Annotated in this window: 11 protein-coding genes; 7 read left to right on the top strand and 4 right to left on the bottom strand. The window is 32.4% G+C overall.

The window, feature by feature from the left end; translation table 11 throughout:
- The first annotated feature begins 10 nt into the window (after positions 1 to 10).
- The 4 genes from ACJBCC_RS13620 (at position 11) to lpxD (ending at position 4,770) form a co-directional block, all read left to right on the top strand.
- The gene (locus ACJBCC_RS13620; protein ID WP_407557489.1) at positions 11 to 1,561 is read left to right on the top strand and encodes an SDR family NAD(P)-dependent oxidoreductase; all 1,551 of its coding nucleotides are present in this window, start codon (positions 11 to 13) and stop codon (positions 1,559 to 1,561) included.
- Between the two features lie 44 nt (positions 1,562 to 1,605).
- Positions 1,606 to 2,247: a DUF4251 domain-containing protein gene (locus ACJBCC_RS13615; RefSeq protein WP_407557488.1), complete on the top strand. Its 642-nt coding sequence runs from the start codon at positions 1,606 to 1,608 to the stop codon at positions 2,245 to 2,247.
- A gap of 109 nt (positions 2,248 to 2,356) precedes the next feature.
- Positions 2,357 to 3,475, top strand: a complete 1,119-nt coding sequence (locus ACJBCC_RS13610) for a DEAD/DEAH box helicase (protein WP_407557487.1) — start codon at positions 2,357 to 2,359, stop codon at positions 3,473 to 3,475.
- A 305-nt stretch (positions 3,476 to 3,780) separates the two neighbouring features.
- Positions 3,781 to 4,770: a UDP-3-O-(3-hydroxymyristoyl)glucosamine N-acyltransferase gene (lpxD, locus tag ACJBCC_RS13605; protein WP_407557486.1), complete on the top strand. Its 990-nt coding sequence runs from the start codon at positions 3,781 to 3,783 to the stop codon at positions 4,768 to 4,770.
- 438 nt (positions 4,771 to 5,208) lie between these two features.
- Here lpxD and ACJBCC_RS13600 read toward each other — a convergent pair whose 3' ends face one another.
- Entirely contained in the window at positions 5,209 to 5,472 is a 264-nt protein-coding gene (locus ACJBCC_RS13600) for a hypothetical protein (protein ID WP_299099991.1), read from the bottom strand.
- 205 nt (positions 5,473 to 5,677) lie between these two features.
- Here ACJBCC_RS13600 and ACJBCC_RS13595 point away from each other — a divergent pair, with 205 nt between their 5' ends.
- The 3 genes from ACJBCC_RS13595 (at position 5,678) to ACJBCC_RS13585 (ending at position 7,646) form a co-directional block, all read left to right on the top strand.
- A complete protein-coding gene (locus ACJBCC_RS13595; RefSeq protein WP_299099989.1) occupies positions 5,678 to 5,869 on the top strand; it encodes a cold-shock protein in 192 nt (63 codons plus the stop codon).
- A gap of 155 nt (positions 5,870 to 6,024) precedes the next feature.
- Positions 6,025 to 6,900 carry a YihY/virulence factor BrkB family protein gene (locus ACJBCC_RS13590; protein WP_407557485.1) on the top strand — a complete coding sequence of 292 codons (876 nt, stop codon included), beginning with the start codon at positions 6,025 to 6,027 and terminating at the stop codon, positions 6,898 to 6,900.
- 14 nt (positions 6,901 to 6,914) lie between these two features.
- The gene (locus ACJBCC_RS13585; RefSeq protein ID WP_407557484.1) at positions 6,915 to 7,646 is read left to right on the top strand and encodes a DUF6090 family protein; all 732 of its coding nucleotides are present in this window, start codon (positions 6,915 to 6,917) and stop codon (positions 7,644 to 7,646) included.
- A 737-nt stretch (positions 7,647 to 8,383) separates the two neighbouring features.
- On the opposite strand, the gene ACJBCC_RS13580 is transcribed toward ACJBCC_RS13585, so the two are convergent.
- From ACJBCC_RS13580 to ACJBCC_RS13570, 3 genes are all read right to left on the bottom strand, one after another.
- Positions 8,384 to 9,154: a hypothetical protein gene (locus ACJBCC_RS13580; RefSeq protein WP_407557483.1), complete on the bottom strand. Its 771-nt coding sequence runs from the start codon at positions 9,152 to 9,154 to the stop codon at positions 8,384 to 8,386.
- Positions 9,111 to 15,380 (bottom strand): hypothetical protein, encoded by a 6,270-nt coding sequence (locus ACJBCC_RS13575; protein ID WP_407557482.1) that lies wholly within the window; start codon positions 15,378 to 15,380, stop codon positions 9,111 to 9,113. The genes ACJBCC_RS13580 and ACJBCC_RS13575 overlap by 44 nt, the downstream gene beginning before the upstream one ends.
- A 533-nt stretch (positions 15,381 to 15,913) precedes the next feature.
- Positions 15,914 to 17,026, bottom strand: a complete 1,113-nt coding sequence (locus tag ACJBCC_RS13570) for a hypothetical protein (RefSeq protein ID WP_407557481.1) — start codon at positions 17,024 to 17,026, stop codon at positions 15,914 to 15,916.
- Positions 17,027 to 17,209: the final 183 nt, after the last annotated feature.

Below are 17,209 nucleotides of genomic sequence, written 5' to 3'. Positions count from 1 at the left end.
TCAATTAGTTATGAGCAACGAAAATTCAGAGAAACTTGACGATATCTCTATCAATGAGATTGAAAACTGCATTTCTATTTTAGAACGTTTAGTTGCTGATACAGATCAGATATTTGAAATTCCTAAGCCACAACGAACGGCTTTAATAAAGGCTTCCGGACAATTATCACGTCCTAGTAGAGAAGAATTTTCGCGTCGTAAAAAAGACGCAAAAAAAGCCGCTAAGCGAAAACAGGCTGCACGAGATAAAAATGCTCGTAAAGAAACAGGTATACGTAGTGCCAGAGAAGCGCATATTTTTGTTGCGCCAAAATTATTGCCAGAAGCTGATCTAAAAGCCAAAGAACAATTTGAGCTAGAATCACCTAGAAATTGCTACGTCTGTAAGACGATGTTTACTAAACTGCATCATTTTTACGATACCATGTGTGAAGAATGTGGCGATTTTAACTATGCTAAACGTTTTCAAACTGCAGATGTAAAAGGACAAGTCGCTGTAATCACTGGTTCTCGATTAAAAATTGGTTATCATATTACATTAATGCTTTTACGTGGTGGTGCAACAGTAATTGCCACAACACGTTTCCCTGTAGATTCTGCATTGCGTTTTTCTAAAGAGGAAGACTTTACAGAATGGGGACACCGACTAAAAATTCATGGTTTAGACTTAAGACATATTCCAAGTGTTGAGATCTTCTGTAATTTTATAGAGCAACGTTACGAAAAGCTTGATATACTTATCAATAATGCAGCACAAACCGTTAGACGACCAGCAGGTTTTTATAGCCATTTAATGCCAAATGAAGAACGACCAATTGAGGAGTTACCGAAATTTGCACGTGATTTACTCAATGATCATACAGAATGTTTAGATGAATTAAAACAACTAACCTCTGGCGCATCATCTAATAAAAATATGCCAGTGACTTGGCATGGACCAGAACCAGGTATTGGATTAAGAGCTTCAGCTAAATTATCTCAAATTCCATATAGTTTTGATAATACCTTAGTTTCTCAAGAAGTTTTCCCGGAAGGAAAACTGGATGCTGATTTGCAACAAGTAGACTTAAGAAAAACCAATAGTTGGCGATTAAAACTTGGAGAAATTGAGACCACAGAAATGATAGAAGTCCAATTAGTAAATTCTGTAGCACCTTTTGTTTTGTGCAATCGTCTATCTGAAGTAATGAAGAAAGAGAATACAGGTAAGAAGCACATTATCAATGTTTCAGCTATGGAAGGCAAGTTTCATAGTTTCTTTAAAGAAGATCGTCATCCACATACTAATATGGCAAAAGCAGCTTTAAATATGTTAACGCATACTGCAGCTGGTAGTTTAGCTAAAGAAGGTATCTTTATGAATGCTGTAGACACTGGTTGGGTTACAGATGAAGATCCAGCTGAGTTAGCAAAACGCAAACAAGAATTGCACGATTTTCAGCCACCTTTAGATATTGTAGATGGTGCAGCACGTGTTATGGATCCATTATTTGATGGTATAAACACAGGTAAGCATTGGTCTGGCAAATTCTTAAAAGATTATAGACCCATTAGCTGGTAATTGGTAGTTATTTAGCAAAGATTTCATAACATAAAAGACTGTTAATGTTACTGATAATTCAATCTTTTGTTGCTATCTTAGTTATTATGGTTAAAAAAGCAATAGTTAAGAAATCTAATCTAATTATATTTTTTGTTGTATTAACGACGATGTGGAGTTGTAAATCTAGCAACGTTGATGATGCTGAGAAACCGTCTGATGCCATTAACACGTTACAAATGTTATTGGAAAGAGAGGAATATTACATAGATATCGATGTTGTTTATCCTTTTAATACAGCAGCGACTCAACGAGTAGCCAATGCCTTATTTTTATCCCAAACAGGCAATAATGCGAGTAGAATAGATGTCACAGGAGACGGACATTTTATCGAAATAAATACCGATTCTGTATCAGGTAATTTGTCATTTTTTGGAGAAAGACGTTTAAGCGCAGGTAATTATGGTGGTCGCAATAGTGGTATTGTGTTTAATGGAATTCCCGAAAAATATGTAAAGACTATTAATGAGTCCAAAAAAAGACTCGACATTGAATTTGAAATTAAGCAAATTGATGAGCCTTCAGAAACTTATAACGTAAAACTAGAACTATTTCCTAATAGTAAAGTAGCTGTCAATATTACATCGACGTATAAGACTTTTATTAAATATAGCGGAAGACTCAGAGAAAAAAATGAATCTGAATAGAGACGCGTTAAGCCTCTAAAGCATAAACTAGAAATATCCTTTATATTTTACAATAAATTGTAGTGTTTATTCAAAGGACAAATTACCTTTGCGCAACAATAAATACACTATGGCTACATTTAAAGAATTAGGAATTCATAAATCTTATATAAAAGGATTAAAAGAACTCAACATTGTTAATCCAACGGAAATTCAAGAAACCGTAATTCCAATTTTACTTGAATCTAAAACTGATTTGATAGGCTTGGCTCAAACAGGAACTGGAAAAACAGCAGCTTTTGGCTTACCTGTTTTGCATAGTATTGACACTAATAATTCTGACGTGCAAGCTTTGATTATAGCGCCAACACGTGAGTTGGTTCAACAAATTCAAAAACAACTTTTCAGATTTACTAAATATGTAGACCAAAAGATATTTTCAGAAGGTGTATATGGTGGTGAAAAAATTGATAAACAAATTAGAAACCTAACAAGAACCACTCATATTGTTGTGGCAACTCCTGGCCGTTTATTAGACTTAATTGAAAGAGGTTCTATAGATATTTCGAAGATTAAAACCTTAGTTTTAGACGAAGCTGATGAAATGCTAAGTATGGGTTTTAAGGAAGACTTAAATAAAATTTTAAAATTCAACACGTCACGAAGAAATACATGGTTATTTTCTGCAACCATGCCTGAAGAAATAAAAAACATAATTAAAAACTACATGTCGCCAAGTGCTGTAAGAATTGAAGTGAATAAAAATGCTTTGGTAAATGAAAATATTTCACATCACTTTATTCAAACATCAATAAAGGACAAGGTTAATATGATTATCCGAATTTTGGATAAACGTCAAGACGAGCGAGGTATTATTTTCTGCAGAACAAAAGCAGGTACAAAAGCCTTAGCTGAGCAATTACAAAATGAAGGTTTTGCCGTTGGTGCTTTAGAAGGTGATATGCAACAAAAGGAACGCGATAAGGTAATGCGTGCGTTTAAAAATGAAAGCATTCAAGTTTTAATTTCTACAGATGTATCAGCACGAGGTATTGATGTTAATAACTTAGCTTTTGTATTGCATCATCAATTACCAGAACATTTAGATTACTATACACACAGAAGCGGAAGAACAGCAAGAGCAGGAAAAACAGGACAATCTATAGCTCTTATTATTCCTGGTGAAATGCAGAAAGTAATTGATACTCAGAAAGCTTTAGGTATTGTGTTTAGAGAGATAACGATGTAGTTGGTTTTAAGTTTTAGAACTTACTTGTCATTTCGACAAAGTGAGGAACGAGCGACGAGAAATCACATGGAATAATTCTAGTTTTGATATTCATATCTTTTTACCATACATTTAAAAGCATTAAGAGATGAGATTCCTCTTCGTACCTCATTCGGAATGACAAATCGAGAGAGATTGTTCTAAAAACTAAATAACTTCCACAAAACTCAAGTACAAAAATCCCAATCTCATAGCAAGATAGAATTGCATTGTCGTATTTTAATACTATCTTGTGTGTCTAATAAACAACAAACACGATTACACTAATGAAATCATTCACAATTGAAGACATCAATGCCTTTATAAATGGCGAAGTTGTAGGTACAACTACAAATAAAATTACCGGATTAGAGCAAATTCAAAAGGCAAATAAAAATCAAGCAACTTTTATAGGCAATAGAAAATTTGCTGCGCTTTGGAAGGATTCTAAAGCAAGTTTGGCCATTGTGAATGACAATTTAGATATAGAACCTGGCGATAATCGCGTATTGATAAAAGTTAAGAATGCCGATTTAGCTATGGCTAAATTATTAGAGTCTTTTACACCTGAAACACCTCATTTTGAAACTGAAATTCATCCGTCAGCTACGGTTGATAAATCTGCTAAAATCGGCAGTGGAAGTAGAGTAGGTGCTGGTTCTTACATTGGTAAAGATGTTGTTTTAGGAAATAATGTTACTATTTACCCAAACGTAACGATACTCGATGATACAACCATTGGAGATCATACTACGGTTTGGTCTGGTACCATTATTAGAGAGCGATCTGTAATTGGTGCGCATTGTATTTTTCATAATAATGTAAGTATAGGTGCAGATGGTTTTGGTTATAGACCAAGTGATGATGGTAGAGGTTTGGTGAAGATTCCACATATTGGTAATGTTGTTATTGGTAATGGTGTTGAAATAGGTGCCAATTCTTGTGTAGATCGTGGGAAATTTAGTTCTACTATATTAGGTGATGGTTGTAAAATTGACAATTTGGTTCAAATTGCACATAATTGTGTATTAGGACGCTCGTGCATTATGGCAGGAAGTTCAGGACTTGCAGGTTCTGTAACGCTTGGTGATGGTGTAATAATTGGTGGATCTGCTTCTATAAAAGATCATACTACTATTCATTCTGGTGCTACAGTTGGTGCTGGTTCTGGTGTAATGAATGATGTTGCTGCCGGAAAAACCGTTTTGGGTTATCCTGCTGTAGACTCTAGAGAAATGCTTAAGCAATGGGTTGCGCTTAGGAAATTAGCGCGATAGTAATTTATTACAGAATTGAGATGCTGAAACTTGTTCAGCATGACAAACTATTAAATCTATAAGTCTTTTAATATTATATCTATTTATTCTTACGTTAGAGTGATGACTGATTTTGCTGCCGAAGATAGATAGATAGATAGATAGATAGATAGATAGATAGATAGATAGATAGATAGATGCTGAAACTAGTTCAGCATGACAGACTATTAAATCTCAGAAGTGATGAATGGCTCAGTTTTTAAACCTTATAGAGATGCTGAAACTAGTTCAGTATGACAGTTCATAAAATAATTATAAAGCTAGAAAAATTAACTATCCTCATATTTCATAGTTCCTATTAATTTGTCATTCTGAACTTGTTTCAGAATCTAAAAAAATATAAACCAATATTGATTTAGTTAATATACACAACTGAATGAAGTAAAACCGTGAACTATCTTAAGCCGATTTCTGTTCTACATTTTGCTTTAAATGCAACAAACCTGCAACCATACCGTCTAATTCATGTTCTAAAAAATTAGCATTTCGTTTACTAAATCCTTGTATAGTATTGGCATAGAGTTCAACACCAGCATGCATAATGCAAACGCTGTAGGTATCGTTGTCAGCATCTAGTTTTACTGAAGTTCGGTACTCACTAGAAATTAATAACCAGTAACATAAACTATTAATCTGGTTAAACAAAGAGAATTTTGTTTCCATAATATATAGGTTTTAATAGACTGAGGGATATCTACATACGAAGGTATTGACTAATGGATACCACAACTAAAATGAGAGTTAAACCAACCCATTTCTCCGACGATATGGATGTAATCACCTTAAAATCGGATAATTAACAACCTTTCAATTTTTGGCATCATTGTTGAATACTACTAAGTAATTATTAAAATAAAATATAAATACAATGATTAAAGGAACAGTAAAATTCTTCAACGATGACAAAGGATTCGGATTTATAACAGAAGAAGGTTCAAACAAGGAGCATTTTGTACACATCTCAGGATTGATAGACGAAATACGTGAAGGCGATGCCGTAGAATTCGATCTTACAGAAGGCAAAAAAGGATTAAACGCAGTAAACGTAAAAGTTATCTAAAATATTTGGCTTAACCTAGAATTTATGGAAGCTCATCATTAATTTGATGGGCTTTTTTTTGTTTATAAAAGCGATTTTATAAGACAACAATCATAGCATATAAGCTAATTCACGTGGAGAATAATTAATAATTTTATGGTGAAAGTTTGACGTATATGGCCAAAACAAAAACATTTAACATTACACATCTACCAAGTTTACTTGTTAAATCATTTAAATCATGGTTTGCAGGAGAACCATTTCAACGTAGTGCAATTGTTGCATATTACGCTGTGTTGTCGTTGCCTGCTTTAGTGATTATTATTTTAAAAGTAGTGGGTAATTTTTGGGGAGAAGACTTAGTGCAAGGTGAATTATTAGACGAAATTACAAAGGCTATAGGGCCAGATGCTGCAGATGCGATAAGAACAATGATTGAAAACCAAAGTGAAAAGAAAACATCAATATTTGCGACTATTATAGGTATTGCCACTTTATTATATGGTTCTACAGGTGTATTTTTTCAATTGCAATCTGCCTTAGATACGATTTGGGAACAAATTCCAACGTACAAAAACAGCATTATCTCTACACTAATGAGTAGAGTAAAAAGTTTTGGTTTTATATTAATTTTAGGTTTTTTGTTGTTAACCAGTTTTGTATTAACATCATTATTAAGCGCATTTAGCACACAGTTAAATCGTTTATTACCAGATAATTGGTTTGATTACTTATATTTAGTAGATTTTTTAATCTCTTTAGGATTTATATACGTATTGTTTGCAACCATGTTTAAATATTTGCCATCAGCCAAAATTACATGGCAATCAGTGCGCGTAGGTGCAGGCTTAACCACAGTGTTTTTCTTAATTGGTAAATATCTACTGGCTTTATATTTTAATACCATGGAACCAGGTTCAACATATGGTGCGGCAGGCTCTATTATTTTAATAATGCTCTGGGTATCTTATACGAGTTTAATTTTATTGTTTGGTGCACATTTTACCAAACAATATGCAGATCAGTATGTTGAAGGCGATTATATTTCTTAACTTTAAGCCTATATATGAAGTTATTTAACAAGAACAGATTTAAAATGATAGAAGGGAAGCGCCTTAAAAAATATCTTCTCTACGCCATAGGCGAAATTATATTAGTAGTGATTGGTATCTTGGTTGCTGTGGCAATTAATAACTATAATGAAGATAAAAAAGCAGAGAAAGAATGTTTGAAAATAGCCAAGCAAATACAGCAAAAATTAACTTCTGATATTACTATAATTAAAGAGACACGCGAAGAAATTAACGAGAATTTAAAACTGTATAATTTATACCTCAAAAAGGATAAAACGAAAGCCGAACGTTTAACAATTGTATCTCAAGCACCATTTTTAGTAACCATTGGTATTCAGTTTTTACCTGTAAACCCAATATTATCATCGTCATTAGATAAAGTATCATCTCAAAATACCGTATTGGCTAACAAACTGTTAGAAATAGAACAAGATTACAATGTTGTTGACAAAACATTGCGACCAATGGAAGATATTATGAAAGATGAATTAATAAAAAACATTAATCACATTAAGGACAATTTCTCGTGGTATGAAAAATTGGTTGGCGATAACGGAAGTTTTACGGTTGAAGAATATAAATATTTTGGCTCGGATGATTATAAAAACCGTGTGCTACACATGCGTTTTTTATATGTTGACGGTTACGACTCAATTCTTGCTGAAGTAGAACAAATGTATGCAACACATTTAAAAGAATTGAACGCTCTTATAGAAGATCAATAGGTTTTTAATATTTACATAGAGCATCTTGCTAATATAAAAGAACTCAAATAGAATATGGGTTCAGAAATATTCTATTTTACATAATATAAATTATAGGACAATTATAACAATTAGCGTAATAGCGCTTTTTGGCGATATTTGACATAATCTGAGTTCTATGACAGCTATACTGTTATATAACGTTATAGATTATGTACAAGCTAATTGCGGGTTTGAAATTGAATATTATGTCAAATGTCCGCTGTCAACCGCATATTGCGTTGATAAAATCAAATTACTATTGTAATTTATTTTATATGCAATTTCCAGCCGCTTGCCAGCCGCACAATAAAAGCTAGCTTTTGATTACTATTTAAAAATCGTGTAAATGACAAAATGTAAGTGATAAAAAATTTTAGACGATTCTCGTGGATTGCCACAAGAGCATAAATTTTGAAAAAAACAAAATTCTATGCACTTGTTATATTTAGAATTCCAAACAGTCTTTTTTAAGTTTCTAATATCTTTTGTCTTGAAACAAAAGAAACAAAAATTCAAGGCTGCATATAATTTTGGAAACAATTAACGGCTTATTCGCTATATTTTAGGAAACTTCTGAACTGATTAAGATTGCTTTGAAGTCCTATTTATAGCTAGTTTCCTTTATGTAATGTATTGCTAGATCCCTAAAACATATACGCTCACTTCACCTATTGTTTTGACCAAAATTTTATGAGGCCGAGCTAAATATTAAAATTCTATTTTACATAATGTCTAATTTTTAAAATCTTATTTTTTAGTTTTTTTTGTTTATTAGTAATTGATAGTTTCTCTAAGATTTTTAGCTTTTCCTTATATTTACTAATTAATGAATCTCTAAGATCTGAAAATTCTTCCAAATTATTTATTCTATTTTTGAGGGTTTCTATTTCCTCTTCATACTCATTATTAGCGCGTTCATTTTTACTTTTAAGTAACTTATTATAGTCAGTTGTAATTGTAATAATTCGACTATCTATATAATCTATACTGCTAATAGATTTTCTTATTAACTCTTCTCTATCATCACTTAACTCTAATTCGTTTACTGCGTGACTTAATAAATCGAAAATGATTGATCTAGCAATTTTATCAACTTTGAGTGCATCATCAAAATGTGTTTGAGTCCTTTCATTATTTTTATCCTCTTTTTCAAGTCCAAGTTGAATAATTGGATTATAAAAAAAAGGTATTTCTCTTTCTGGGTTGAGCTTTTCTAATGTTTCCATTAGAGGCTCAAAATCACTAAAAAATGATTTCTTATTTGGAATTGACCATCTACGATCCCATAATTTCAAAATAATTTCAACACACTCTTTATCAGCTTTCTTTTTCTTCTCCCCTTTTAAGCTTTTGGTTAATTCTATCTTTTCAGCAAGGTAATGAGCCATCCATTTTGATAGCGTATCTACACCTGGATCTAGTTTTAACTCCTTTACTATTGTCTTACCTAATTCTATAATCTTCTGTTGCACTTTTAAGTCTTCCATCTTCAGACAGTAAATAAATTTTATGATTTGTTATGTATTCGTATTTGTCTTTCTCTTTGTTGGATCGATACCTGTAATCAATATTTCGACTTATATTCACATCAATAATTAAATTACAATCATACACCTGACAGATTATTTTGAGCGTATCTAATGACGCACTTAAACGCATACCAGATTGATCAGGTTCTTCACTGTATCTATTGAGATTACTATTCCAAGCATCACATTTTAAAGCCACCTGTCCATTACTAGAATACCATATTTTGCCTTCACTATCTGATGAAAGGTTAAGTTTTTTAACAAATTCTTCACTTAATGAAAACTGAGGATACGTTATATTCTCACCGTATGGGTCAAATTTATCAATACCATTAGATACATCTGGATTGACTATGAAACTTTCAAGTCTGAATATATCTTGATCAATTTCTACCCTACTTTCTTCGTAATCAGGAATTTTATAGTCATGATAATCGCTACAAGTTGACAAGGCTCTAAGCAGTGAATCAGATCCTTCTTTTGAAACTAAGGCTGCTGAAACTGAATACGTTTCATACCTTGAATCGTCTCTTTCTGTCCAACCGCCTTTGATGTTAAGCCAAGTTTTATTTTCAACCTTAGTTCTAATGCTTTTTAAAAAATCTTGGTCTTGAATATCTGTTATCCACCCCTCATATTGGTCTTTATCTGTCCAATCAGGTCTTATATTTGGTAGATGATCTCTACAATCCGATAACCATTTACCATCTGATCTGGATAATATATGGGAAGATAACCAGTAATTCCATGCACCTTCTTCATTCCAATCTCTTGTATTAATTTCTGGCATATTTTTGACCAACTTAGCTGCAGTAACTAACATTGAATGATATGATAAATAAAAATCAAAATTATCTGTCTTTGGATAGCGTCCATGATCATGCCACGTGCCCCGATCATGAGAACTATTCCAAAGAATAACACGTGGATCATTATTATAACCACCTTTCGCTTTTATTTTCCATTCCTTAATAATCACATTAGCACATAGATCTTGAATTTGTTGCCCTGAAACTCCAAAAACTTCACCTAGAGGCTGATACCAATATCTGTCAAAATCCCACCCAAAATTGAAATCTAAATTAGTGTCAACTTGTCCTGCTTCATGTAGATAGCTATCTACGCGATATCCATATTTTTCCTTTCTTGCTTCTTTACTTTTACCAATTTCTTCTAATAAGGAAATTTCTCTAGAACTATAAGCTCCGGAGTAAGCATTCTCAATGTTCAATGCAATTTCAGATGAAAACTTTTGTATTAATATGTGCGACTCGAAAAGAGCTAATTTTAAAAATACATTCTTATAGCTAATTAATTGTTTAGGATAGTCAACTGAAACCCTGCAAAGCGCAATTAATAGAAACTGTCGTGCATGTAAGTTATAGAATGGAAAGTGTTTACTGCCAAAGGCTCCTACTTCATTTTGTTCCAGCCAATGAATCAGAGAATTTAAAACTAGAGAAGAATTGAAATCTACAATTTTCTTAACTACATGGCATCCATTCCATCGAGTTTTAGAATGTGGTGAGCTTAATGCCGACCAGATAAAACCAGCAATATTGTTATTGATGTCATCCGAGACATGCAACCATTTATTCCATGGACCATCACCAAAATCATTTTCTATATGCAATTCGAACCTAGATAAAGCATAATCAACTAAATCACATGCCTCGCTAGCTTTTATAAAAGTCGATGCACGTTCTACAAATCCAAAAAGTACACTAGCATCGGCGAATTCTTGTCCTTGTGATAATCCATGAAAAATCCCCTTTCTTAAATCCGTTTCTAAGTTATCATCAATATTCAGATCTCTTACTGCCGAAACAAAAGAGTAATTATTGACAAGCTCGTGAGCATATCGGGTGCCTAATCGATTAATAATAGATGGCCATTTCGTTTTAAAGCTCACTTTGTTCTTCCATAAATCGGGTATTGATGCAAGAACTTCTTTACATTCATAATAGTTTACTTCATCGGAAATAAAAAGTAGATCAATAAAATCATATAATTCATTAGCCTTGATTCGGTTAAGAATTTCCTTATATAAATCAACTAACCTGAAATAATGATGATTTTTTCCTTTCAAAAATTCATTTGAGAATCTATCTGTCAAAGTAGCTAACCCTTCAAGGCTCAATATATTAAAGTCTTCAAATACACGTTCCCATTTTTTTATCTCTTTAGTACTAGTTTTTACTAGTTTATTTTTTTGTGAATTATTCGACTTTTTGGTATTATTAAAACCTGAAAGATTGTCCAAACCTATTATACTTATTTGGTGTTTAACCGCAATAGACTTCATTTTCTTCCAATAATTAGGACCACTACCCTCTTTACTTAATAAGTCATATGCATCAATAAAAATTTTATTTTTTAAGCTTATTGATGATGCTTTTTCCAAACAGATTTCTAATAATTTATTTAAATGATGATCAGATAAAAAACGAATCATTGACCATCCTTCCTCTGGGTTAATTGTTTCTGATCTTACTAAATAATTTAAGAGTGATTCCATTTGACACTCAAATCTCCCAATCTCTCTATCGCGCCATCTGCTTAGCGCTGATAATCCAATTTGGGGAGACATTTTTGTACAAGTGACTAATGCACCAGACCTATCCCAATGTTTTTCTCGATATACAAATTCCCCTACCAATTCGGTACAACGGATAAACCTGTAAGCTAATTCGTCTGTGGATTCTGTGGCAGATCTATCTCCTAAAGCATCAACTGCATTCCATCGTTGAACAAGTTCATCTCCAAATTTAGACACAATATTTATAGCATCTTCAAAATAGACTGCTGCATCATCCTTAGAACTTGGTAAAATGGCACGTGCTAATGAAATATAGAAATCAGCAATTTCTTCAGGGCTAGACTCTTTCAACCCTTTAATTGAGTCATATGTGGAACGCTCTAGTTCTAATAATACAGAACTTAAATGGCTGACTCTATTACCAACTCTCAATAAGTTTATTTGCTGAGGAATTTTAATAGAAGCATTGTCTTTAATATAATTATCATAGTACCGTTTGATAATAATAGGTTTCTGTTGATGGCAATAAAACAAAACAGATGATGACACATTAGCTATTTCTCTAGGTAGATCATCATAGGATCTATATCGATTAGCATATGCTTTATTGGAATCTTCATTTGTTTGTTTTGAGCGTTTATATAAATCATCAATATCTCCCAAAATTAACTGTAATCTAAGCAAAAACCATGGATACAGGCCACCGACCAATTCTTTGAAGTCGCGAATTTCTTCAGAATAGTCTCGCTCTTTATTATCAATTTTATAAACATCAGGAATTAATTCATCTAAATTGACAGCGAAATTCTTTGAAATAACACTTCTAATAGAAAGAGCTTTAAGAAATACTGTTCGTTCATTTGAATTAAACCTTGTACCTACACCTCTAGTTCCTATATTCGGAATATAATAATTCAGTACCTGAAGAATGGTTTTAGTATTCATTTTTCGGTAAAGGCATACTTCTAAAAAAGATACAATTGAATGATTTATATTATCATTGAAATAATCATTCGATTTCTTAATACGTGATTTATTCTGAGATAATAGACTCAAGCATCTTTCCAGATAAACTGTTTCGGCAAAATGTCCAACTTGCATTAATTCACTTACAATAGCAATAACATGATATTTGTTATTTTTTGTATAACTAAGAATTTCATCAATTTCATTAAATCTACTCGCATCAATTAGTTGACTAATAAGTCGTTTGGTTATCCAAAATATGTTTTTCTTTGGTTTTAAACCATTAAGAAATTTTATTGATGATTCTACTCCATTAAGATTTAGACAAGCTAAAGCTATTTCCAGAATATCCTCTGAGCTGACTTTGTTAATTCTATCTTTATCTGGATCATTCTTAGACTCTCTAAAATATATGTGTAACCAATTGAGAGCAGATCTCAAATAACCACTAGCCTCTCCATGATATTCTGGAATTTCACTGAGTAAAGAGGCTGTGTATACATTTTCAGAACCTACCCATTCACTTTTTAATAGGCCTTTAAAAGCAATTTCCTGAACTTTTGATTTGTCTTGAAAAACAGGAAGAAGATCTATATTGTTTTGAAAAAGATTCTGTTGTCTTTGATTTCCTGCCATTTCTTCGCCAGCTCTTAAAGCAAGTTTGATTGAATCTCCATACTTATTTGACCTCAGAGCTGCTTTAAAAGCAAATTGAAGTCGATATACTAGTATATTCCTAGTATCTATTGGATTTTCCTTAGGTAAAAAATTATCAGACAACGCCATGTTAATTAGTTGCTCGTATTGACCAGCTTGGAGATAAAGTTGAGGAAGTACTTGTGCTATATAGGTATTCTTACTAGCTAGTGGTTCTAGTACATTAATATAATTAGCAAAGTCTTCTTGTGAACCTAAGTATGTATTTCGAAACCATGTCTCAGTTGGTTCATCCCTAAACTGTACTGACGAATCCAGCATCCATAATGAACGACCAATATCTGCAACAAAACTTTTCACATCTTCAACTTTCACTTTAGAAACTTGGGATAAAACCTGAATAGGAATATTAGGTGGCAAACTTGCCAATCCTGTGCATATTTTGTCTACATAAGATTGATAGTTAGACGGTAAGTTGTCTTTTATTTTTTGTACAGCACTATTCAACTGTTGTTCAATTTGTTCTTCAACAGTTGTTCCATAAGGTCCGAGGTATTCTAATAATTTACTCATAGAAGAATGACCTGCAGCTATCGAGTTCATTTGCACTCTAGGGTTTCCACTTGTCAATCGATGAAATTCAAAAGCCTGACTTTCATTCACTGTTGGAAACCAATTTTTTAAATTCTCAAAAGATTCTTCTTTTGAAAACGGAAGAAGGCTCAATTGAGTAATAGAATTTGAAGGCTTTAATAGATGAGTACGTTCAGGTCGACAAAGTAATACGAGTTTACAATCTTGAGGAAATTCTTCCCTTAATAATTCACTAGCAAAGCATGAGTCACTAAATTCTTGAGCCGCCATTTCTGCGTTATCGGCAGCATCAATTAAAATAACTAGTCTCGCAGATTTAGTCACATTTTTTAATGAACTAATTGATGACCTGATTCTGGTTAAAAAACCACGCATAATATCACTTTCCTGAGTGGTATCCTTAACTAGAATTCTCTCACAGAGCCCGAAAGATGCTAATTCATTGGATATTTGAACAAGTGCATCTCTGTGTCTATGTCTTGGTTCGCTACGACTACGATATTTACCAGAACCAAAACAATCATAAGCTATTCCTAATGAACCCTCAGGTAATGCTCTTTGTATGTAATTACTAAATACGGATTTTCCAACACCACCTTCTGCATGAATAATTAGCGGTTGATCTTCCGTTTTAATGATATCCAATATGTCTAGATATTGGTCTCTCATAGTAATTTTTTCTAACTCTTCGAACATTGAAGGTGCGGGAAACAAATGTTTTTCAGAAGTAACTCCGAAAGGTCTAAGTATATCTTCCTTAATTATTTCTCCGTTTGAGTCAGGAAGAACTCTCTCTTGCACTAAGGAAACTATACTAGCCAACTGAGCTGGGTCAATTGAACCAGGCTGAAGCCTTGCCATTTCAATTTTTAATTCTTCTTTCTGGCTATTATAATCACCTTCACTATCTTCTAAATTCAATAAACCACAAAAAGTAATTAATTCTTTATTGTTAAGTTTTGTATACTTTTTTAGAGTTTCGCTAAATCTCTTATTTACCTTATTACCATTTATAATGTCTATTAAATTTTGCTTAAAGGTTTCGTCAATTTTTCGATTTGTAATTATTGTAAAGGAAACTCCATTCAAGGATTTCTCTTTTACATGTTGCTGATATCTCTCAGAAAAACCTATAATAGTATCTTGTAATCCACTTAGAGTAAAAGGCTTGTTCTGCTGTACTGTGGTATGTTTCAATTGATAATACTCAATTCTCTTTTTTAAGTCAACATCATTGTAATATTCGGATACATCAATAACATACTCGCCTGCTTTACGTCTTTCCTTTGATCCTTCGATAATAACCTTAATCAGGTTTGAAGTTGGTTGTATTAGTCTCAAACAACGCCTAGCTGCCCAACGATAATGAAACACATCTCCAGCTCGTGAATATGATACTAACTTATTTGTGCTGTCTTCTAATTTCATTAGGACTCTTGTTATAATTTGAGTTTTCTATTTGAAAAAATCTTGTGTTCATGTAAATATTAATAAATATCCACAGATATATTAAAACTAAACAATATTTAAAAAGCTTTTAATTAAGGGAGAACTTAAATGTAATTAAATTTGTAAGAATTATTCTGATGTAAAAATATAAATAATTGAAAGTTATTAACTTCTTATATACATTCCACACACATTTTATCCACTCCACTGCCCTTTACTCATTGTTTAATATTTTAATAAATGGGAATTCGTGAATCTTCGTTCCTCGATTTCAGAAAAAGAGTGTTTATTCACAAGGATAATATTGTTTTAGTTGAGTTCATGAATCTTCGTACCTTGATGTCATTAACTGAGTAGAGAAACATTAAATAAAGAAAAGTAATATTTAACATGCGCTTTTAACCACATCGAGACACGACGATTCACGAACTCGGTAATTCATAATAGAAACCTTTGAATAAAGCGCATCTTTACATTTCATTAGCGCTCAATGCGGGCTGCATAAAAGCATATTACTCCTCCTTAACTTCTTCAACAGTTTTAATACCGTCATCATCGTCATCGTCATCGTCGTCATCATTCTTAGCTTTTTCATTTACCTTTAAACTAAATCCTCCGACAAAACGAATGGAAAATTGAAATTGGATATCTGTTAATCCTTCAATAGCACTTTCTGATGAACCACGCATCATTGGAGCTGTAAATTCTGCTATTATGTTATTTAGTCTAAAACTAAAAGCGGGTTCTAGTCCACTATAATTTTTATCTACAGTTCCTAAAAATTGATTTCTTAAATCGTTATTTGCTTCAGATGATATGTCTCCTGTGACATGTCTAGATCCATAGTATAATCCAAAACGCACACTATATCGTCTCTTGTTTTCATCGTCTCTTATTCTATCATTGGGTAAGAACTCATGAAAAAAACCATACCTAAAACTAATTGAACCAGCATATTGGCTAATGTTATCTGTTCCGTTATTGTAGTTCCATAGTACGTTAGAGGCGTTAACTCTCATATTCATGCCGCTTATAACTTTTGTAATCCAACTCCCTTTTTCCCAGTCGAGCTCTGGGTTAAAATAGATATTTGTATTTATAAAAATAGATTGTTTTGGGCTTACAGGATTAAGAATATAATGTCCAAATAACCTTTGATTTGTTACTTCATCTGAAACCACCTTAGCTCTCAATGAATCAATACTCGACGCCACATTTATATAAGCTTCCATATCTAAACTTTCTACGAGCTTCATTTTAGAGTCACTATCTGGCTTTCCATCACTGCCTTTTTTAAGAAAGTAACGTTCAAAAATAACTCCTAATCCAGCAGAACCTTGGACATCTTCATTAGCTTCGTTAATATTTTGTTGCAAATTTGCTGTACCTACAAAATCAATATGGAATTGATTTGGTCCATTAGTTGGTGGTGCCATTTTTGCTAATTCATATTCCTCATATAAATTATTTTTAGAATTAATGGCTGCATTAAACGTTAGTTTTTTTAAATAGTCAGATTGCGATAAACTAAAATCTTTTAAATAGTCGATTGTAGAATTAGATTTCTGCAAGTCTTGTCCTAATAATCCCATTGGGATTAGAATAAAGAAGTAAAATAGTCTCATAATAATTGCTTTTTGGTTAACGGTTAAATAAAATTAATAGCTAATAGTAATAGATTGAATAAAATCTATTAAAAAGGGAATAACCTGCAATTATCAGTAATTTTCAAGGAGGATTAACCACTTATTATCAAATGATTACGTAAATATATGAAAATAATTTAAATAAAATATTTCGTACACTTT

Source organism: Winogradskyella sp. 4-2091 (genome assembly GCF_045765065.1).
In the GTDB taxonomy this organism is placed as follows: Bacteria; Bacteroidota; Bacteroidia; order Flavobacteriales; family Flavobacteriaceae; genus Winogradskyella.
This window is presented reverse-complemented; position numbering and strand designations above follow the sequence as displayed.